The organism is Salinimicrobium sp. 3283s, from assembly GCF_039602225.1.
In the GTDB taxonomy this organism is placed as follows: domain Bacteria; phylum Bacteroidota; class Bacteroidia; order Flavobacteriales; family Flavobacteriaceae; genus Salinimicrobium; species Salinimicrobium profundisediminis.
The window spans coordinates 1,178,664-1,198,493 of the sequence record NZ_CP143631.1 but is presented as its reverse complement, the minus strand read 5'-3'; the positions used below and the strand labels follow the sequence as shown (position 1 = coordinate 1,198,493).

The window sequence follows — 19,830 nt, the reverse complement described above, 5'->3', positions numbered from 1 at the left end:
ATAAATAAAAAGGCTGCCTTATTCAGGCAGCCTTTTTATGTTTCTATACTGATATTCTATTTGTTATTTCAACTTTTTCTTCACAGCTACTTCCTGGAAGGATTCTACTACATCACCTTCGTGAATGTCGTTGTAATTCTTGATCTGTAGACCACAGTCGTAACCTTTAGAAACTTCCTTCACATCATCTTTAAAGCGCTTAAGAGAGGCAAGTTCTCCGGTGTAAACAACTACCCCGTCTCGTATAAGTCTAATTCGTGAGTTTCTGTAGATTTTTCCGTCTGTCACCATACAACCAGCGATGGTACCAATCTTAGATACTTTGAATATTTCTCTTATCTCTGCATTACCTGTAATCTCTTCTTTCATCACAGGAGAAAGCATTCCTTCCATAGCATCCTTCAGGTCGTTGATAGCGTCATAGATGATCGAATATGTTCTGATATCTATTTCTTCTTTTTCAGCGACTGTGCGGGCATTTCCGGCAGGCCTTACGTTAAATCCGATGATGATCGCATCTGATGCCGAAGCAAGCAATACATCACTTTCGGTAATTGCACCTACTCCTTTATGGATGATGTTCACCTGAATCTCTTCAGTAGAAAGTTTCTGGAATGAATCGGTAAGTGCTTCTACCGAACCATCCACGTCACCTTTAAGGATGATGTTAAGTTCTTTAAAGTCACCAAGGGCAATTCGACGTCCAATCTCATCAAGTGTAATGTGACGCTGAGTCCTTACAGACTGTTCACGTTGCAGCTGAGTACGCTTGGCAGCAATATCTTTAGCCTCGCGCTCATCGGCCATTACCTTAAACTTGTCTCCTGCCTGTGGGGCACCGTCAAGACCAAGAATAGATACGGGTGTAGAAGGGCCTGCTTCTTTCACGTCTTTTCCACGCTCATCCTGCATTGCCTTAACTTTACCACTGTGTCTTCCGGCAAGTACATAATCTCCAATTTTAAGCGTACCAGATTGTACGAGAATTGTTGATACGTATCCTCTACCTTTATCGAGGTAGGCTTCTACTACTGTACCGTTAGCAAGCTTATCTGGGTTGGCTTCCAATTCAAGGATTTCGGCTTCAAGGAGTACTTTTTCCAGTAACTCTTTCACTCCAAGTCCTGTTTTGGCAGATATGTCATGTGACTGTATCTTACCACCCCAATCTTCAACCAACAGGTTCATACCCGCTAGTTTTTCTTTTATCTTTTCTGGATTTGCTGTTGGTAAATCCACCTTGTTAATTGCAAACACTATAGGAACTCCTGCAGCCTGGGCGTGAGAGATCGCTTCTTTTGTTTGAGGCATCACATCATCATCGGCCGCTACAACAATAATAGCAAGGTCGGTTACCTGTGCACCCCTGGCACGCATAGCTGTAAAGGCTTCGTGACCCGGAGTATCCAAAAATGTGATTTTTTGACCATTTTCCAGTTTTACTCCGTAGGCACCAATATGCTGCGTAATCCCTCCACTTTCCCCGGCAATTACATTCTCTTTACGAATGTAATCCAGCAGGGAAGTCTTACCGTGGTCAACGTGTCCCATTACGGTCACAATTGGAGCTCGTGGAATAAGATCTTCAGGATTTTCAGGAACCTCTTCTTTAGGCTCATCAATATCGGCTGTAACAAATTCTACTTCATGATCAAATTCCTCGGCTACTATAGAAAGGGTTTCGGCATCGAGACGCTGGTTCATGGTCACCATCATTCCCAGTGACATACACGCTGAGATAATTTGAGTTACCGGTACATCCATCATCGTGGCGACTTCGCTTACGGTAACAAACTCGGTAACCTTTAATACCTTGTTCTCTTCTTCTAGCTGGGCATCTTCAGTCCTTTGACGGTGAGTATCCCTTTTATTTCTACGGTATTTGGCACCACGACCTTTTCCGGATTTACCCTGAAGTTTCTCAAGAGTTTCCCGTACTTGTTTTTGTACTTCTTCCTCGCTAGGCTCTTCTTTGGTTACCGGGCGGGTACGTTTACCAGCACCTGGTTTTGATTTCGCTCCGGCTCCACCTTGTCCAGGTGCACCTTTTACGTCTTTGCTAATACGACGGCGACGCTTTTTGCGTTTATCCTTGTCGTCTTCAGCTTTTTTATCTTTTTCTTCTTTCTTTTTTACAGGCTTCTTAAACTGAGAAAGGTCAATTTTCTCACCTGTAAAATTAGGGCCACTAAGCTTTTGATATTTTGTGGCAAGAGTTGAAGATTCTTCTGTTTTTTCTTCTGAAGCTTCTGGTTTAGTCTCCTTTTTAGGAGCCTCATCCTCTTTTTGCTTTCCGGCCTCTTCCTGCTGTTTTGGAGCTGCTGCTTCTTTCTCTGCAGGTTTTGAAGGTTCGGGTTGAGCTTCAGGTTTTGGAGTTTCTGCTTTAGGAGTTTCTGCTTTTGGAGCTTCAGGCTTTGGAGCTTCCGGTTCCTTGGCTTCGGGAGCTTTGGCCTGTGGCTGTTCAGGCGCTTTTGGCTCTTCTGCCTTAGGCTCGGTTTTTTCCGAAGCAGTTGTTTTTGGTTTATCGAGATCGATCTTGCCTACCTGTTTTGGGCCTTCCAGGGTTGACTTGGCTCGTATAACCTCCTGCTTCTCTTCCTGTCTGCGCTTTTCTTCCTGTTCCTTCTCTCTTTCAAGACGAAGGCTTTCTTTTTCCTTGCGCTTTTCTTCTCCAACTTCTTTCGCCTCTACCTTCTTACTCTTATCGGTCTGGAACTCATCAGAAAGCACCTGATAAATCTCTCCCGAAATCTTTGTAGTGGGACGCGCCTCTATTTCGTGGCCCTGGGAATTGAGAAATTCCACGGCACGATCCAACGAAATATTGAACTCGCGTAACACCTTATTTAATCGCATTGTCTTCGCTTCAGCCATAAATTGCCCTCTAAATTATCCTCTTTTATTCTTAACTTTTATTCTCTTCTTCAAATTCTTCTCTTAGAACCTTCATCACCTCACGAATAGTCTCTTCTTCAAGGTCGGTTCTTTTGACAAGATCATCTACATCCTGTTCTAATATACTTTTTGCTGTATCAAATCCAATTTTAGCAAATTCTTCGATGACCCATGCATCGATCTCATCTGCAAATTCTCTTAATTCAACATCTTCTTCAACACCTTCTCTAAACACGTCTATTTCATAACCTGTCAATTGTCCTGCCAATCTTATGTTATGCCCGCCACGTCCAATCGCTTTTGAAACTTCTTCGGGTTTTAACATTACTTCGGCCCGCTTGTTCTCTTCGTCTATCTTAAGAGAAGTGATTTTCGCCGGACTCAAAGCACGGGTGATTAACAATTGATTGTTTGTAGTGAAATTGATCACGTCAATATTTTCATTGCCCAATTCGCGAACAATACTGTGTATTCTTGACCCTTTCATCCCCACACAGGCTCCAACAGGATCAATACGGTCATCATAGGAGTCTACAGCTACTTTTGCCTTTTCTCCTGGAATCCTAACCACCTTCTTAACATTAATCAGGCCATCGAATACTTCAGGAATTTCCTGCTCAAAAAGTTTCTCCAAAAATAGGGGAGAAGTTCTTGACATAATAATGGCAGGCTTATTTCCTTTTAATTCCACGCTTTCAATAATTCCTCTCACATTTTCCCCTTTTCTGAAAAAGTCTGAAGGTATCTGGCGATCTTTAGGAAGTATGATCTCGTTACCTTCATCGTCCAGTAAAATTATCGCGCGGTGGCGAATGTGGTGAACTTCAGCAGTATAGATCTCTCCTTCAAGCTCTTTAAAGTGCTTGTAAATATTGGTGTTATCGTGTTCGTGAACCTTTGAAATTAGATTTTGACGCAAAGACAGAATGGAACGGCGCCCAAGGTCTATCAACTTCACTTCTTCAGAAACATCTTCCCCAACTTCAAAATCGGGTTCAATTTTACGGGCTTCAGTAAGGGAAATTTCCTGGTTAGGGTCTTCTACTTCTCCATCGGCCACAACAACCCGGTTTCTCCAAATCTCAAGATCCCCTTTATCGGGGTTTACAATAATATCAAAGTTATCGTCTTCTCCGTACTTCTTTTTAAGCGCACTACGCAATACCTCTTCAAGTATTGCCATTAATGTTGGCTTATCTATAGACTTATCATCCTTAAATTCTGAAAACGAATCTATCAACGCGATATTTTCCATATCCTATGTCTGTTAAAATGTTATTACCACCTTTGCCTCTTTTACATCCTCTAAAGGCAAGACGGCTTCTTTATTTACGGTCACTTTTCCTTTACCAACAGGTTTAGGCTCTCTGGCCTTCCACCTGAGGGTAATCTTTTCATCCTCAAAAGAGGTCAATGTGCCCTCGATCTTATCTCCTTCAGTTGTGGTTACCGCAAGAATTCTTCCAATATTTTTCTGGTACTGCCGTGGCATTTCCAGGGGGCTGGAAGCGCCAGCCGACGATACGTCCAGTGAAAAATCCTGTTCTTCGCGATCAAGGTTATGTTCAATCTTACGGCTTACCGCAATACAATCATTTACAGACACTCCTTTATCACCATCAATTATGACTGTAATATGGTTTGAGTCGTTAACGTTGAGCTCAATTAAAAATAATGAATTATTTTCTTCGAAAGCTTCTTGCAGTAATTTTTCTACTTTCTCTCGTAACATTCGCGGGTTTGGCTATAAAAAGAGGGGACTTTTTGTCCCCTCGTTGTTCTTTTTTCCCTTCAACGGTGCAAATATAGTAATATTTTTGTAGAACGAAAACAAGAATTAGAATGAAAAAATATTTGTAGTTTTATAACTAAATCAACCTTACCTATTTACAATTTGCTATGAAAAATATCCTAGTGCCTACCGACTTTTCGGAACAGGCTGAAAATGCCTTAAAAGTTGCCGCTCAACTCGCTCAAAAATTCAATGCCAAAATTTATCTTTTGCATTTAATCGAGTTGCCTGTAGATATGGTAAACCCAGTAGGAGAGACCCGTTCCAACGATTTGCCCGAAGCTATATATTTTATGAAACTGGCCAAAAAGAGGTTTGATGAACTTCTTTCCCGCCCTTATCTTAAAAATATAAAAGTGCATGATATAGTGGAAGTAAATAAAGCATTTGACGGCATTTTGGAAGCCAGCGAGAAGCACAATTGCGACTTTGTTGTCATGGGTTCACAGGGTGCATCTGGTTTAAAAGAAATGTTTATTGGTTCAAATACCGAGAAAGTGGTGCGAACTTCTAAGGTTCCTGTACTGGTAGTCAAGAATGATCATGCTGCATTTGAGGTCAATGATTTTGTTTTTGCAACCAACCTCGAAACTACTGGGAGGGAAGTGCTTAAAAAAGTGATTGAGCTGGCAGATCTATTTAAAGCTCGCCTTCATTTTGTGTATGTAAACACTGCAAACGAATTTGTGACTTCCAATGAATGTGATACAAAACTGAAGCAATATATGGAAGGTGTAGATTTCGATAATTACGAATTCCATGTCTTTAATGATGATTCTGTAGAACAGGGAATCTTAAATTTTGCTAAAAAAATTAATGCTAACCTTATGGGAATTGCTACTCATGGGCGCAAAGGCCTGTCGCATTTTTTTAATGGAAGCATCAGTGAAGATCTCGTAAATCATGCAAACAGCCCGGTGATCACATTTAGGCTCGAAAAATAGCATTTCAAAATGCCTTTTTTGAGAGGTGGGTTTCTATGTCTTTGCTTTTGATCTTCAGGATTTCTGCGGAAGATTTTTTCTTCTGAATCACTTTTTTGGCAGCTTTTTAGCTAATGCTGAAGTGTATAAATTAACAGGAAAACCTGAAGTCGAAACAGCAGTACGGGTTATGGCTTCAGTAGGGTTTAATTTTATTGCTTAAGCCAACTCACTCGTTTGAGTTAAGCAATTGAAAGCCATACGTTAAATTTGCGTCAAACCTTGAAAACAGGCCTAAAAAAATTTGCTACAAACGTATCTTTACCCCATATTCTTTTTATATGATATTAAAGGCAAGTTTACAATTAGCTTTTTTGGCTATAGAGATTATTCTCACTTTTTACAGCAGTGTGCTGGAGGATAATCTTATGGTGAAATTCCTGCTTTTTGTAATCACCGCCGTGCTTATAGCTATGGGTGTTACCAAACTTGCAAGCCGCCTTTTGCCGGCAGATAAAGACTATGTCTCTCCCGAAGAGGAGCACGCAGCATAGTTGTGGTTTTACAGGTGCCCGATTGAATGTATGATGTTGTTGATAGTAGAACTGCAACAAAGGATCCGGTGAGGAATATTTTTCTCCCCGGATCCTTTATTAATAGACCCTTCAAAAATGGCATTTTTGGTTTCTGTTTGCCTTTAAGGCCTGAGTTATTCTAAATTGTTTAAATTTGACCTTCATCTAAAAAAAATCTGGTATTGAGCACTGCCGCAGATAATCACCTGGAAACATTTGAAACAGACCAGACCGTATTTAATGTACTTTTTGAAGCTGCTTCAGAAGGTATTATAGTTGTTAACACCCATCAGGTAATAGTGAGCAGTAACCTGGCTGCAGACAATATGTTTGGGTACAATAAAGGAGAACTAAAAGGGAAACCTTTAAACCTCCTGATACCGCCAAAATACCGTTCTGCTCATCCCACTCATTTTAAAGGTTTTTTAAAAGACAGTGAAAAAAGGCAAATGGGCCATGGGCGAGATTTGTATGGTGTTAAAAAGAACGGCGATGAATTCCCTGTAGAAGCCGGCCTTAATCCGTTTCAAATTGGAGAGGAGAGGTACGTGATGTCTCTTATAATAGATATCTCTGTTAGGAAGGAGGCGCAAAGGCAAATTACGGAACTCAATAATGAGTTGGAAGGGAAAATCAAAGTAAGGACAAAAGAATTGGAAGAGAGTATTCAAAAGCTCCAAAATGCCAATAAAAGTCTTGAACTGGAAATTAAACGCCGTAAAGAGGCTGAGAACCGCATTAAAACTGCCCTTCAAAAGGAAAAGGAACTCAGTGATCTAAAAACTAAATTTCTTTCCCTGGTGTCTCATGAATTTAAGACGCCCCTTAGCGGGATCTTAACTTCGGTGGTTCTTGCCGGAAAGTATAAGCTCGAAGAACAACAGGAAAAACGCGAGAAGCATCTCAATACCATAAAAAGCAAGGTGCACTACCTCGACAATATTCTAAATGACTTTTTGTCTATTGAAAGGTTAGAGAGTGGTAAGGTGAACTATAAATTTACCAGTTTTAGCCTTAGTAAGGTGGTGAATGAGGTTGTTTACAATGCCAACGTCACCTTAAAGAGCGGTCAAAATATTGAATATACACGAGACATTGATAATATAGTGTTGCACCAGGATGAAAAAATACTGGAGCTCGTGTTGTCAAATTTATTGAGCAACGCCATAAAATATTCTCCCGAGGATACTCTTATTAAGTTTGAAATAGAAGTTGAAGCAAAGAAGATAAGGTTTTTAGTGACCGATGAGGGAATGGGGATTCCTGCTAAAGATCAAAAACATATCTTTGAAAGATATTTTAGGGCCGAAAATGCCCTATTAAATCAGGGTACGGGAATTGGTCTTAACATTGCCAAAGTACATCTTGAGAATTTGGGAGGAACCATTTCTTTTAGTAGTGAAGAAAACCGCGGAACACAATTTATTGTAGAATTACCTATAGTGAAAGAATGAAAAAAGTATTGTTTATAGAAGATGATACCGTAGTACGGGAAAATACAGCTGAACTTTTGGAGCTGGCAGAATATGATGTGATCACAGCAGCAAACGGGCGCTCTGGTCTTGAAGTGGCAAGGCAGGAACTGCCCGATATCATTGTTTGTGACATTATGATGCCCGAAATGGATGGGTATGGTGTTCTTGAGGCTCTTTCTCAGGATCCGCAAACCCGGCATATTCCGTTTATCTTTCTTTCAGCAAAAACCGAGCATAAGGATATTCGCCGCGGAATGGATCTTGGGGCAGATGACTACCTCACGAAGCCTTTTGAAGAAGAAGAGCTTATGAGTGCTATAGAAAGCCGGTTGGCAAAAGTGGCAATTTTGAGCAAGCTTCAGGAGAACGGCCAGCCTGATGCTTCAGAAGAAACCCAGCAAAAAATTAATTCTCTCCAGGAGCTTAGGGAAGAAGTTAAAAAGTACGAGCAGCAAACTTTCAAGGCGGGTGCAACCATCTATGAAGAAGGGAAGCTGGGTAACCACTTTTTCTTTGTTGATAAAGGCGTGGTAAAAAGCCACCGTATGGACGAGTACGGGAAGGAGCTTATTACCTCTATATATAAAGAAGGAGATTTTTTTGGAAATACTTCCTTTAAAAAGAGTGATGCCTATAGTGAATATGCCACCGCTATGGAAGAAACCCGGGTCTATGCGGTTTCAAAAGAGGAGTTGAAGCAAATACTCATGAAAAACAGCAATATTACGCTGGAACTTATCGATGTAATGGGTGATAATATTGCAGGTATTAAAGAGCAACTGCTTGAAATGGCTTATGGATCTGTAAGAAAAAAAGCAGCACGAACCATCCTCTTGTTCTCCCAAAAAATAAGAAGGCATCCAACCCAGAGCATCAGGATCTCCAGGAGTGATCTTGCCAGTGTGGCAGGTATGGCTTCAGAAACCCTTATCCGTACACTTTCTGATTTTAAAAAAGAAGGATTACTCGAGATTGAAGGCCGTAATATAAAGTTGCTCAACGTAGAGGCCCTCAAGAAAATCAGTTGATTCTGCTTATTCTTTAGAATACTTCAATAACTGATGTTTATCATTTTTTCAGCCTGTCTTCCTGCATATTTTTGCTGGGTAAATAGATGTGACTGATGATGAATATCCTTTTGCCTACCGATTTTTCTGAAAATAGCAGGAATGCTGCAGCATATGCGCTGCAGTTCTTTAAGGATACTCCCTGCAATTTTCATTTGCTGAATGTATTCCCGGTTCCGGTAGATAAAATGACGACTGGCTATATGTCTATGTCTTCTGAAGTCAAAGACAATTTTGACAAGCTCATCAATTGGTTGGAAAGTATCCGTACCAACCCAGAACACACCTACAATGTATGTTTTAAAGCCGATTATCTTATCAATGCTGTAAGAGCCAAAGTGCAGGAGAAACAGATAGATCTCATTCTTATGGGAACTAAAGGAAAAACAAACAAGGAAGGTGTGGTTATCGGAAAAAATACTTCCGATGTGATGATGAAGGTGAAATGTCCCGTGCTGGCCATTTCTGAACATGCCTCCTTTAAGGAGCACAAGAAAATCCTTTTTCCTACAGATTATAAAATACACTACGGCAGTAAGGTGTTGCGTACCCTTTTAAATCTTGCTTCACTTTCAAAAGCCAATGTGAAGATCCTTGAGATCTTTAGTAGTGAAACAGAACCCTCGGTAGAGCAAATAGAGAACAGGGAATTTCTTCAGGATTCATTTTCCCCAAGGATTCCCGTGTTGCAAACCTATTACACCTCGAGAGATCAAAACCCTAAAAAAATCCTTATTGCCAATCGCGATGTAGACATGATCGTGTTAGCGGCAAAAAATCTCAACCTCTGCCAAAAGTTTCTGCGCAATGAGGAAAATGAGAATATTCCTTTTATAAACCAGTTGCCATTACTGGTTTTACATGGTTAATAGTTTGTTTTAGATTAGTATTATTTAGTTTGTTTTTTGATTGGCATCTTCAACTATAGGAGGTGCCAATTTTTTTTAACACAAATTAATAGGACATAATTGTCCTATATGACTCACCTCATAAACAAGCCTCTTTGCTTGCGCCATCTTTGTAACTCAAATTTAAACTCCTGTTAATCTAAAATAATACGATCATGGAAAATTTACAGAGTAAAACAGTTGCAGAAATGGTGACCGAGAACATTAAAACTGCACACATTTTTAAAAAGCACGGAATTGATTTTTGCTGTGGTGGCGGAATAAGCCTCCACAAAGCCTGTGAAAAATATAATGTTGATTACAACCTGCTAACCCAGGAACTTCTCAATGTAGATCAAACAAATTCAAGGGCTACAAATTATAACAGATGGGAGCTTGATTTTCTTACAGATCATATTATAAACGTTCACCACTCTTATGTAGAAGAGAATATTCCACTATTGCTTCAGTATTCTGCAAGAGTGGCGCAGGTTCATGGATCACACTATACCGAACTTTTGGAAATAAAAGAACTGGTGAAAGAAGTTGCAGGAGAGCTTAGTGCTCATTTGAAAAAGGAAGAATTGATCCTTTTCCCGTTCATTAAACAAATGGTAAGAGCTAAAAAAGAGAATACCCAACTACCTGTTGCTCATTTTGGAAGTGTAGACAATCCTATTAAAATGATGGAGACCGAACATGAAGATGCCGGGGAACTGCTTAGAAGGATTGCCAAATTGAGCAATAATTACACACCTCCACAAGGTGCCTGTAACACTTATAAGGCTTATTATGCCAAACTTGAAGAATTTGAACAAGACCTTCACCAGCACGTGCATCTTGAAAATAACATCCTTTTTCCAAAATCTCTTTTACTTGAAAAAGAGTTGCGTTCTAATCAATAGTGAATTAAATAGGATAAATCCCTAATTCCGCCGAAACTGAAAACCTGCTTATTCGGGTTTCCTTTTCGGCTTTTAATGACTTAAATATGAGTAAAGAAAAAAAATTATGGATCGCTTTCTTGCTGGTCATAACGGTGTCCTTTGCTGTTCTGGGTTACTACGGCTTTGAAATTTATCAAAAAGCACCACCAATGCCCGAGAAGATAGTTACTACCGAGGGTGAAATTATCTTTGAAGGTCAGGATATCAAAGATGGGCAAAATGTGTGGCAAAGTATGGGTGGCCAGGAAGTTGGCTCCATTTGGGGTCATGGGGCTTATCAGGCTCCCGACTGGACTGCAGACTGGCTTCACCGCGAAGCGCTGTTTATTCTTAATGAGTGGTCTCAGGATGATTACAACCTGCCCTATGATGAACTTGAAAGTGAAAAGCAGGCGCTTCTGGAAAGAAGGTTGCAGCTGGAGTTAAGAGAGAATACTTATAACGAAGCTGAAAATGTTATCACAATTTCTCCTATGCGAGCCAGGGCGGTAGTACATCTCAGCGATTATTATAAGGGGCTTTTTATGAACAACCCTGAGCTTGATGAACTGAGGAACTTTTATGCTATCCCTGAAAATTCTATTAAGGATGAGGACAGGATGCATCAAATGGCAGGGTTTTTCTTCTGGGCCACCTGGGCAACAGTTACCGAAAGACCCGGAAGTGAAGTTTCTTATACTCATAACTGGCCTCCAGATGACCTTGTTGGCAATAAAGCTACGGGTGATCTATTAATATGGACAGGGTTCAGTATTATCCTTCTTCTTGTAGGAATAGGAATAATGGTGTTCTATCACGCCAGGATGAAAGAGGAAGAAGAGCTGGAAAGACCGGTAAGAGATCCGCTAATGGATCAAACCCTTACTCCTTCTATGCTCGCCGTGAAAAAGTATATGTGGATAGTTTGTGTGCTTATCCTCATACAAGTGACCTTTGGTGTGGTGACTGCGCATTATGGTGTGGAGGGTGACGGTTTTTATGGTCTCAACCTCGCCGATATTCTTCCTTACTCCATTTCCAGAACCTGGCACGTGCAGCTTGGTATTTTATGGATTGCCACTGCATGGTTAGGAACAGGGCTTTACATTGCGCCTGCCGTTTCGGGAAAAGATCCGAGGTTTCAAAAATTTGGAGTGAACTTCCTCTTTGTTTGCCTGCTGGTTATTGTATTTGGTTCTATGGCCGGGCAATGGATGGGAATTATGCAAAAACTTGGATTAGCCGAGAACTTCTGGTTCGGGCACCAGGGTTATGAATATGTTGATTTAGGTAGGTTCTGGCAAATATTTCTCTTTGTGGGATTGTTCGTGTGGCTGGCACTTATGGTAAGACCGCTCATTCCTGTGATTAGACAAAGAACTTCAGAAAGGAACCTGCTTATTATGTTCCTGGTTTCTTCTGCTGCAATTGCCTTATTCTATGGCGCTGGTCTTATGTGGGGGCGTCAAACCAATCTTGCAATCGCCGAATACTGGCGTTGGTGGGTGGTTCACCTTTGGGTAGAAGGCTTCTTTGAGGTGTTTGCTACCGTGGTATCTGCTTTCCTTTTCGTGAGGTTAGGTTTGTTGAGAACAAAAACCGCTACGCTAAGTGTGCTTTTGGCTACCATTATCTTCCTTTCAGGAGGTATTTTAGGAACTTTTCACCACCTGTACTTTAGTGGTACTCCAACTGCGGTTATGGCTTTGGGGGCTACCTTTAGTGCCCTTGAAGTTGTACCTCTTGTTTTGATTGGGTACGAAGTTTATGAGAATTACAAACTTTCCAGGGCAACCGCATGGCTTAAAGATTATAAGTGGCCTATCTATTGCCTTATAGCTGTAGCCTTCTGGAACTTCCTGGGAGCAGGGATCTTCGGTTTTATCATAAATCCTCCAATTGCGCTTTATTACATGCAGGGCCTTAACACCACAGCCGTTCACGCACACACTGCACTTTTCGGGGTGTATGGGTTCCTTGGAATCGGTCTCATGTTATTTGTGTTAAGAAGCCTTTTTAGAGTGCAGGTTTGGAATGACAAGCTGCTTAGTTTCTCTTTCTGGTCTATTAATATCGGGCTTATTCTTATGGTGCTGTTAAGTATACTTCCTATAGGTTTACTTCAAACGGTTGCCAGTGTGAATGAAGGAATGTGGTATGCGCGTTCAGCCGATTTCATGCAACAACCCGGAATGGATACCCTGCGCTGGTTGAGGGCTATTGGGGATACTATATTTGCTATCGGCCTCTTTGCTTTCGTATGGTTCGTCTTTAGTCTTGACAGCCGTAAAAAGCTACCGGCCGATAAGAAGAAAGTACTCGAAAAAGAACATCAGGAAGCTTAAAATAAAGGAGGAGGCAAAGAGCTGGCATTGCTCCCGTAAAGGGGGTGTCAAAAATGCAGTTTTTTGCCTCCTCTCTTTTTCCTACTTTTAAAAAATGATCAGTTTAAAGAAGCACACCAATATTGCTCTGGGATATTTTTTTCTCGTGGGGCTGCTGGGAACATTCCTGCGATTCTTTTTTGTAATCCCTATTCCTGCAAATTTTCGGTACGTAGTTCATTCGCATTCTCATATTGCCCTTTTGGGCTGGGTTTATATTGCCCTCACCACAATGATCTATAAAATGTATTTTGCTGAAGCTGGCTTCGGAAAAATCTATAAAAGAATATTCTGGTTTGCGCAGGTCACATTAATAGGAATGATGCTCACCTTTCCGTTTACCGGGTACGCTCTTTTTTCAATCACTTTTTCTACACTTTTTCTCTTTGCCTCCTATTTTATGGCCTGGTTCATCCTGAAGAAGACTCCTTCACAGTATAAAACCACCTATTCCTTTAAGCTTATAAGAGCTGCACTTTGGTACATGGTTTTCTCCAGCATTGGCCCCTGGGCCCTGGGCGGAATTATGGCCACTATGGGTAGTGCGAGCATCTGGTATAAAATGGCGATCTATTACTACCTGCATTTTCAATACAATGCCTGGTTCATCCTCGCTTTGCTGGGAATTTTCTTTTATTTCATGGAGCAACAAGACCTGAGGCCTCAAAAAGGGCATTTTAGAAGATTCTTTTGGCAGATTAATGTAGCGGTAATCTTGAGTTTTTTCCTGTCTGTGCTTTGGGTAGAACCACACTGGATCTTTTATCTGCTGGGTGGTGCCGGAGCGATATTTCAGATTATGGCGTTCGTTAATTTCTGGAAGATCATTTCGCCCTTCTGGAAGCAACTTCATTTTTCCGCATTTTTGAAACTTTTACTGAAGATAGCAGGCGCTGCACTTGCCTTTAAGCTTATTTTGCAGCTGTTTTCAGCTTTGCCGTGGTTCGCAAATCTCGCCTTCAGTTTCCCCGACTTTGTCATAGGTTACCTGCATTGGGTGTTTCTGGGCGTAGTTACTGTTTCTCTTTTTGTTTTTCTCACACATTACCGGTTGCTAAGCCTTCCGAAGTGGGTATTTTGGCTGTACTTTTCGGCTTTTTTGGCTACCGAAACGCTTATCTTCTACAAAGGCTTTATTACCTGGCAGGAAATGGCACTTTTTGAGAGCTATTTTCGCTGGCTTGCCTACTGCAGCCTGTTTTTGCCATTAACGGCAGGTATTCTTCTTATTAAGAACATCTTAACCAAACGTCAAACTTCTGCTAAAAATCCCTGATTTAGTAATCTCTTAACTGCGTGTCCTTTGGCTCTTCACTAAATTGAAGATATGAAGTTGTCAGCACATTTTTACGTAGTTATAGCTACTATTTTTCTGGTTTTGGTGGCCGCGCTTGTATTTTACAATGCTCCCTATAACATTGTATTTTATGCCGTTTTGGTGGGGCAGGCCTGGTGGCTTTTAACCGTTTATAAGGTGCTTGTAGATGATTATTCTACAAAAAAGACTTTTAATGACTGGTATGAAGACCATCCTAAGATCGAAGAATAAGGTCATTTATTAATACCCGAGAAAAAAACTTCCTTTTGATTCAATAAATGCTTTTCAAATTTCCGGCAGTTTTTGAAATGCCCGCTCCGGTCCTGCATTATTCCAGGTAAAGACGCTCCAAAAATGCCATTTTTGGCACCTTATTTTTGAATAATTCAATTTTTACGATGGAAAATTAAGTATATAAAGTAGCTTCGGATGGTGAATAGCTACTCTCAATGGCTTCTGAAATTCTTCCGAAGAAATTTTTTTTACTGAAGTTTATTATCTCTTTTCCGGTCTAAACCTAAAGGCTGCCGGAAAAGATTTTTTTATTTGCAGCAAGGCCCTGTCGGCTTCCAGGCTATTCCTGAAGTTTCCTATCCATACTTTGTAGTTTGGGGTCTCAAACACTATGGTAGATGACCACTCGGGAAAGAGGGTGCGATATTCTTTGATCACTTTGCTGGCCTGGTTATTATCTCCCGAAAATAGTTGTATTCTGTAACGTTCTCCAATAATCCCATCCTGAACCATTTCGGTTTTTTTCTCTAAAAGTGCGGGTATGGTTTCATTCTGGTTAATGCGTACCTGTCCTTCCTGAGCCGTTGTGGCTGCTACTGCTCCGATAATTAGTGCGGTAGTGAGTATTATTTTATTTTTTCTGAACATTTCTTACTACTTTTCTGAAATACAAAAGTATAACTTTACAGATCAATTCTGCTGTTAACACTTATTTAGAATAGTTATAAATTATTTGGCTATCCTTTCAAATCGAACTTAAGTATTACTTTTGTCGGTAAATTTTTAGTGGCTAAAACATGACAATAATCACGTTTTAATTATACTAAAAATCATACCAAATAAGACGTTAATTCAACTTATAATATGAAAAAGGTGAAATACCGCCATTCAGCAGCTCGAATAGTATTTTTTAGTGTATCCCTGTTTTTCTCTTTTAATACTCTCCTTTTAGCGCAGGAAGCACCTCAGGATTCACCGCTCTCTACAGATGAAGCCGATAGGCAGGAAACTGTTCAGGGGCCTCAGGAATCTAATGTGGAGGCGCCAACCTCGGGTGGGGATGAAGCTGCAGGGAAAGAGCTTTTTAACACGCTCTGTGCTGCCTGTCACAAACTTGATGGTAACTCTATTGGTCCGGCACTTAGAGGTGTGGGGGATAGAAGGGATACCGAGTGGCTGCATAGCTGGATTAAAAATTCTCAGGCTTTGATTGCATCTGGAGATGAGCAGGCTGTTGAGATCTTTAATGAGTTCAACCAGGTAGCGATGCCTCCTTTTCCACAATTAAGTGATAGTGATATTGATAATATCCTGGCTTATGTAAATGCGCCAAAGGCAGTGCCGCAGGAGCAACAGGCGGGAACAGCTGCTTCTGGTGATGCCGCACAAGGAGGTGGAGGGGTTTCTACAGATATTCTTCTTGGAATCCTTGCTTTCGTTCTCTTAATGTTGCTGGTGATCCTTTACCTCGTGAATAAGACGTTGAGGAGGTTTGCTGTTGCCAGTGGGGTTGAATTGCCCGTAAAGGAAAAAAGAGCAAAACCAATCTGGAAATCTTTTGTTGAAAACCAGTTCCTGGTTATAGTGACTGCTGTTATACTTGTTCTTGTTGGGTCTTACTTCGCGTATGGCTGGATGATGCAGGTTGGTGTTGACAAAGGTTATCAGCCAATTCAGCCAATTCACTTTTCACACAGAATTCATGCCGGTGATAACCAGATTGAGTGTAAGTTCTGTCACAGTTCGGCCAGGGTGTCTAAAACATCAGGAATACCTTCATTGAATGTTTGTATGAACTGTCATAAATCTATTAGCGAAGTGGCTGAGGCTACCGCTACTGAAGAGTACTCTAAAGAATTCTATGATGGTGAAATTGCCAAGCTATACGATGCCGTAGGCTGGGATGTTTCGCAGCAGGCTTATACGGGAGAAACCGAGCCGGTAAAATGGATAAGGATTCACAACCTTCCCGATTTTGCATACTTTAATCACTCACAGCACGTGGAAGTTGGCGGGATAGCTTGTCAAATCTGTCACGGTCCTGTTGAGGAAATGGAGATTATGTACCAAAACGCACCTCTTACTATGGGATGGTGTGTGAATTGTCACCGTGAGACAAACGTGCGTACTGCGGGGAATGAATATTACGAGAAAGTTCATGAAGAGCTTTCTAAAAAATATGGGGTAGAGGAATTAACTGTTGCCCAAATGGGTGGAATTGAATGTGCCAAGTGCCATTATTAATTTAAAAAGTAGAAAGTAAGCATATGTCATCAAACAAGAAATACTGGAAAAGTGTTGAAGAGCTGAAGGAATCCAGCTCAATTGTTGAGACGCACAGCCAAAAAGAATTTGTAGAAGAAATACCTACAGATGAATTTTTGGGTAACAAAGAGACTCTCGAAAGTTCAACTACTTCCAGGAGAGACTTTTTGAAGTACGTTGGTTTTAGTACTGCAGCGGCTTCTCTTGCTGCCTGTGAAGGGCCGGTAATGAAGTCTATTCCTTATGTAGTGCAGCCAGAAAGGATTGTGCCGGGGGTAGCAAATTACTATGCTACTACTATGGCTGATGGATTTGATTTTTCAAGTGTTCTTGTAAAGACACGTGAAGGTCGTCCTATAAAAATTGAGCAGAATACTATGGGAACAACGGGTGCCAATGCGAGGGTGCATGCATCTGTTCTTTCTTTATATGATAATAAAAGGCTTCAAAGGCCATTGGCCAATGGAGAAGTTGTTTCCTGGGAGCAATTTGACCGGGAAGTAAAAGAGAAGCTGAACAACGTAAATGGGGAGATAGTTTTATTGACCCAAACTTTCGCCAGCCCTTCTACTTCTAAGCTCATCAGTGAGTTTTCACAGAAGTATGGGAATGTACGTCACGTTGTTTATGATACAGTTTCTGAAGATGCTGCACTTGAAGCTTTCCAGGCACGTTATGGTCGTAGAGCTCTTCCGAGCTATGATTTCGCTAAAGCTGAAGTCATTGTTTCTATTGGGGCTGACTTCCTGGGTGACTGGGCAGGTGGTGGCTATGATGCTGCTTATGCAAAAGGACGTATTCCGAAGAATGGAAAAATGTCCAGACACGTTCAGTTTGAATCAAATTTCACGCTTAGTGGTGCCAATGCCGACAGGAGGGTAACCTTAACGCTTTCTCAGCAAAAGGCTGCACTCGCTGCTCTTCACGGGTATGTGACAGGTGGTGCTTCTACCAGTAATTTGCCTGCGCATATTGATGATGCACTTGTTAAAGCTGCAAGACAGCTGCGTAAAGCAGGAAGCGGTGCCGTAGTGGTTACAGGAATTCCTGATGTAGATGCACAGGCACTTGCGCTTTCAATAAACGAAGCTCTTGGTAGTGGAGTGATGAATACCGCAAGCCCGAGAATGCTGCGCCAGGGTAATGCTGCTGCTGTTAAGCAATTAGTAGCCGATATGCAGGCCGGACAGGTGGGAGCTATTCTTATTGCCGGAGTTAATCCTGCTTACAGCTTACCGTTTGCAGATGAATTTGCTAAAGGAATGGCTAATGTTGACCTTAAGGTTAGCTTCTCAATGAAAAATGATGAGACGGCGCTCCTTTCAGATTATGTTGCTGCCACACCTCACTATCTTGAAAGTTGGGGGGATGTAGAATTTACAACTCAAAAATTTGGGTTGATGCAGCCAACTATCAGACCTCTTTTTGACACAAGTCAGTTCCAGGATGTGCTCCTAAGATGGACTGATAATAATATTTCATACGCAGATTATTTAAAACAGACCTGGGAAGGGGCTATGGGCGCCGGTTCCTGGATTGATGCGCTTCACGACGGAGTTTTTGAAGGGACTTCTCCTTTTACTACTGAAGTGGGAGCCGATCAAACTGCAACTTCCGTTTCTTTTGACGAGAATGCAGCTGTTAGAAATCTTTCTGCCGCGCAGGGTGAAGGTCTTGAACTTGAACTTTACACATCTGTGGCTTTAGGATCTGGAAACCAGGCTAACAACCCATGGTTGCAGGAATTGCCAGATCCAATTACAAGAGCTTCCTGGGATAACTATCTTAAAATTTCGAAAGCCGATGCCGAAGAGCTTGGTCTTGAAAATGAACATGTATCTAATGGGGCGCTTAATGGAAGTTACGTAAACCTTAAGGTTGGAGATGCTGTGCTTGAGAGAGTGCCTGTTTTCATTCAGCCGGGTCAGGCTAAGGGAGTTGTTTCTTTAGCGTTGGGTTATGGTAAAAAAGAAGGTGTCCAGAAGGAAATGCAGGTTGGGGTGAATGCTTATCCTCTTTACCAGGATTTTAACGCTCACCAAAAAGTTGTTATAGAAAAAGCTGCAGGAGTGCATGAATTTGCGTGTTTGCAGTTGCATACTACTCTTATGGGTAGGAATGATATTATAAAGGAAACTACGCTCGAGATCTTTAATACTAAAGATTCTCACGTGTGGAATAATATGCCCGAAGTTTCTCTTAACCACGTAGAGACACCTGTTACATCACCAGATGTTGACCTTTGGGATGGTTTTGACCGCTCTGTAGGTCACCACTTTAAAATGTCTATAGATCTTAATGCCTGTACAGGTTGTGGGGCATGTGTGATTGCATGTCACGCCGAGAACAACGTTCCTGTAGTTGGTAAAGAAGAGGTGAGAAAGTACCGTGATATGCACTGGTTGCGTATTGACCGTTACTATTCTTCAGAAGAGACTTTTGAGCAGGATATTGAGAAGAAGGAGAATATGAGCGGTTTGGGTGATTCCCTGTCTCAGTTTGGAGAAATGGAAATTGCTTCAGATAATCCACAGGTTGTTTTCCAGCCAATGTTATGTCAGCATTGTAACCATGCTCCCTGTGAAACTGTTTGTCCTGTTGCTGCTACTATGCACGGGCGCCAGGGGCAAAACCAAATGATCTACAATAGATGTGTGGGTACACGTTACTGTGCAAACAACTGTCCGTATAAAGTGAGAAGGTTCAACTGGTTCCTTTACAACAAGAATGACGAGTTTGATTACAACATGAACAACGACCTTGGTCGTATGGTGTTGAACCCAGACGTTACAGTACGTTCCAGAGGTGTTATGGAGAAATGTTCTTTCTGTATTCAGCGTACTCAAAAAACTATTCTTGATGCCAAGCGTGAAGGTAGGGCGATAGAGGATGGAGAATTCCAGACAGCCTGTTCTTCAGCATGTGATAAAGGAGCTATTGTTTTTGGAGATGTTAATGACGAATCCAGCAAGATAGCAGCATTGAGTGAAGATGACCGTATGTATCACGCGCTGGAATATGTAGGGACCAAACCTAATGTAATGTACCAGACAAAGGTTCGCAATACATCTGAAGCATAAATAAACAGT

General features: G+C 41.3%; 15 protein-coding genes. 11 read left to right on the top strand and 4 right to left on the bottom strand.

Going from position 1 to position 19,830, the window contains the following annotated elements:
- Window positions 1-63 precede the first annotated feature (63 nt).
- Genes infB through rimP form a run of 3 tightly spaced genes read right to left on the bottom strand, consistent with a single transcriptional unit; the run spans window position 64 to window position 4,627 of the window.
- Window positions 64-2,874, bottom strand: coding sequence for a translation initiation factor IF-2 (infB, locus tag VS868_RS05250; protein WP_345599423.1), 2,811 nt, complete (start codon window positions 2,872-2,874; stop codon window positions 64-66).
- Window positions 2,875-2,905: 31 nt separating this feature from the next.
- Complete coding sequence (nusA, locus tag VS868_RS05245) at window positions 2,906-4,150, bottom strand: transcription termination factor NusA (protein ID WP_345599422.1); 1,245 nt, start codon at window positions 4,148-4,150, stop codon at window positions 2,906-2,908.
- Between the two features lie 12 nt (window positions 4,151-4,162).
- Entirely contained in the window at window positions 4,163-4,627 is a 465-nt protein-coding gene (rimP, locus tag VS868_RS05240; protein WP_266068375.1) for a ribosome assembly cofactor RimP, read from the bottom strand.
- A 167-nt stretch (window positions 4,628-4,794) separates the two neighbouring features.
- On the opposite strand from rimP, the gene VS868_RS05235 reads away from it, so the two are divergent.
- The 9 genes from VS868_RS05235 to VS868_RS05195 all read left to right on the top strand — a co-directional run bounded on the left by VS868_RS05235 (window position 4,795) and on the right by VS868_RS05195 (window position 14,473).
- Complete coding sequence (locus VS868_RS05235) at window positions 4,795-5,631, top strand: universal stress protein (RefSeq protein ID WP_266068376.1); 837 nt, start codon at window positions 4,795-4,797, stop codon at window positions 5,629-5,631.
- A gap of 320 nt (window positions 5,632-5,951) precedes the next feature.
- A complete protein-coding gene (locus VS868_RS05230) occupies window positions 5,952-6,164 on the top strand; it encodes a hypothetical protein (RefSeq protein ID WP_266068378.1) in 213 nt (70 codons plus the stop codon).
- A 203-nt stretch (window positions 6,165-6,367) separates the two neighbouring features.
- Entirely contained in the window at window positions 6,368-7,639 is a 1,272-nt protein-coding gene (locus tag VS868_RS05225) for a PAS domain-containing sensor histidine kinase (RefSeq protein WP_266068379.1), read from the top strand.
- A complete protein-coding gene (locus VS868_RS05220; RefSeq protein ID WP_266068380.1) occupies window positions 7,636-8,688 on the top strand; it encodes a response regulator in 1,053 nt (350 codons plus the stop codon). The genes VS868_RS05225 and VS868_RS05220 overlap by 4 nt, the downstream gene beginning before the upstream one ends.
- A gap of 95 nt (window positions 8,689-8,783) precedes the next feature.
- A complete protein-coding gene (locus tag VS868_RS05215; protein WP_345599421.1) occupies window positions 8,784-9,596 on the top strand; it encodes a universal stress protein in 813 nt (270 codons plus the stop codon).
- 194 nt (window positions 9,597-9,790) lie between these two features.
- The gene (gene ric / locus VS868_RS05210; protein WP_345599420.1) at window positions 9,791-10,519 is read left to right on the top strand and encodes an iron-sulfur cluster repair di-iron protein; all 729 of its coding nucleotides are present in this window, start codon (window positions 9,791-9,793) and stop codon (window positions 10,517-10,519) included.
- 86 nt (window positions 10,520-10,605) lie between these two features.
- Window positions 10,606-12,885, top strand: a complete 2,280-nt coding sequence (locus VS868_RS05205; protein WP_345599419.1) for a nitric-oxide reductase large subunit — start codon at window positions 10,606-10,608, stop codon at window positions 12,883-12,885.
- 94 nt (window positions 12,886-12,979) lie between these two features.
- Window positions 12,980-14,200, top strand: coding sequence for a hypothetical protein (locus VS868_RS05200; protein ID WP_345599418.1), 1,221 nt, complete (start codon window positions 12,980-12,982; stop codon window positions 14,198-14,200).
- 51 nt (window positions 14,201-14,251) lie between these two features.
- A complete protein-coding gene (locus tag VS868_RS05195) occupies window positions 14,252-14,473 on the top strand; it encodes a hypothetical protein (protein WP_345599417.1) in 222 nt (73 codons plus the stop codon).
- 264 nt (window positions 14,474-14,737) lie between these two features.
- Here VS868_RS05195 and VS868_RS05190 read toward each other — a convergent pair whose 3' ends face one another.
- The gene (locus tag VS868_RS05190; protein WP_345599416.1) at window positions 14,738-15,124 is read right to left on the bottom strand and encodes an SPOR domain-containing protein; all 387 of its coding nucleotides are present in this window, start codon (window positions 15,122-15,124) and stop codon (window positions 14,738-14,740) included.
- Window positions 15,125-15,340: 216 nt separating this feature from the next.
- Here VS868_RS05190 and VS868_RS05185 point away from each other — a divergent pair, with 216 nt between their 5' ends.
- Together VS868_RS05185 and VS868_RS05180 are read left to right on the top strand one after the other, a co-directional pair.
- Window positions 15,341-16,720 carry a c-type cytochrome gene (locus tag VS868_RS05185; RefSeq protein WP_345599415.1) on the top strand — a complete coding sequence of 460 codons (1,380 nt, stop codon included), beginning with the start codon at window positions 15,341-15,343 and terminating at the stop codon, window positions 16,718-16,720.
- 23 nt (window positions 16,721-16,743) lie between these two features.
- A complete protein-coding gene (locus VS868_RS05180; protein ID WP_266068388.1) occupies window positions 16,744-19,821 on the top strand; it encodes a TAT-variant-translocated molybdopterin oxidoreductase in 3,078 nt (1,025 codons plus the stop codon).
- Window positions 19,822-19,830: the final 9 nt, after the last annotated feature.

What these genes read in the sequence shown, in the direction of transcription:
- VS868_RS05180 (WP_266068388.1), top strand. Translation starts at nt 16,744, where the DNA reads ATGTCATCAAACAAGAAATACTGGAAAAGTGTTGAAGAGCTGAAGGAA.
- VS868_RS05215 (WP_345599421.1), top strand. Translation starts at nt 8,784, where the DNA reads ATGATGAATATCCTTTTGCCTACCGATTTTTCTGAAAATAGCAGGAAT.
- VS868_RS05190 (WP_345599416.1), bottom strand. Translation starts at nt 15,124, where the DNA reads ATGTTCAGAAAAAATAAAATAATACTCACTACCGCACTAATTATCGGA.
- VS868_RS05235 (WP_266068376.1), top strand. Translation starts at nt 4,795, where the DNA reads ATGAAAAATATCCTAGTGCCTACCGACTTTTCGGAACAGGCTGAAAAT.
- nusA (WP_345599422.1), bottom strand. Translation starts at nt 4,150, where the DNA reads ATGGAAAATATCGCGTTGATAGATTCGTTTTCAGAATTTAAGGATGAT.
- VS868_RS05220 (WP_266068380.1), top strand. Translation starts at nt 7,636, where the DNA reads ATGAAAAAAGTATTGTTTATAGAAGATGATACCGTAGTACGGGAAAAT.
- VS868_RS05205 (WP_345599419.1), top strand. Translation starts at nt 10,606, where the DNA reads ATGAGTAAAGAAAAAAAATTATGGATCGCTTTCTTGCTGGTCATAACG.
- VS868_RS05195 (WP_345599417.1), top strand. Translation starts at nt 14,252, where the DNA reads ATGAAGTTGTCAGCACATTTTTACGTAGTTATAGCTACTATTTTTCTG.
- infB (WP_345599423.1), bottom strand. Translation starts at nt 2,874, where the DNA reads ATGGCTGAAGCGAAGACAATGCGATTAAATAAGGTGTTACGCGAGTTC.
- VS868_RS05230 (WP_266068378.1), top strand. Translation starts at nt 5,952, where the DNA reads ATGATATTAAAGGCAAGTTTACAATTAGCTTTTTTGGCTATAGAGATT.
- rimP (WP_266068375.1), bottom strand. Translation starts at nt 4,627, where the DNA reads ATGTTACGAGAGAAAGTAGAAAAATTACTGCAAGAAGCTTTCGAAGAA.
- VS868_RS05200 (WP_345599418.1), top strand. Translation starts at nt 12,980, where the DNA reads ATGATCAGTTTAAAGAAGCACACCAATATTGCTCTGGGATATTTTTTT.
- VS868_RS05185 (WP_345599415.1), top strand. Translation starts at nt 15,341, where the DNA reads ATGAAAAAGGTGAAATACCGCCATTCAGCAGCTCGAATAGTATTTTTT.
- ric (WP_345599420.1), top strand. Translation starts at nt 9,791, where the DNA reads ATGGAAAATTTACAGAGTAAAACAGTTGCAGAAATGGTGACCGAGAAC.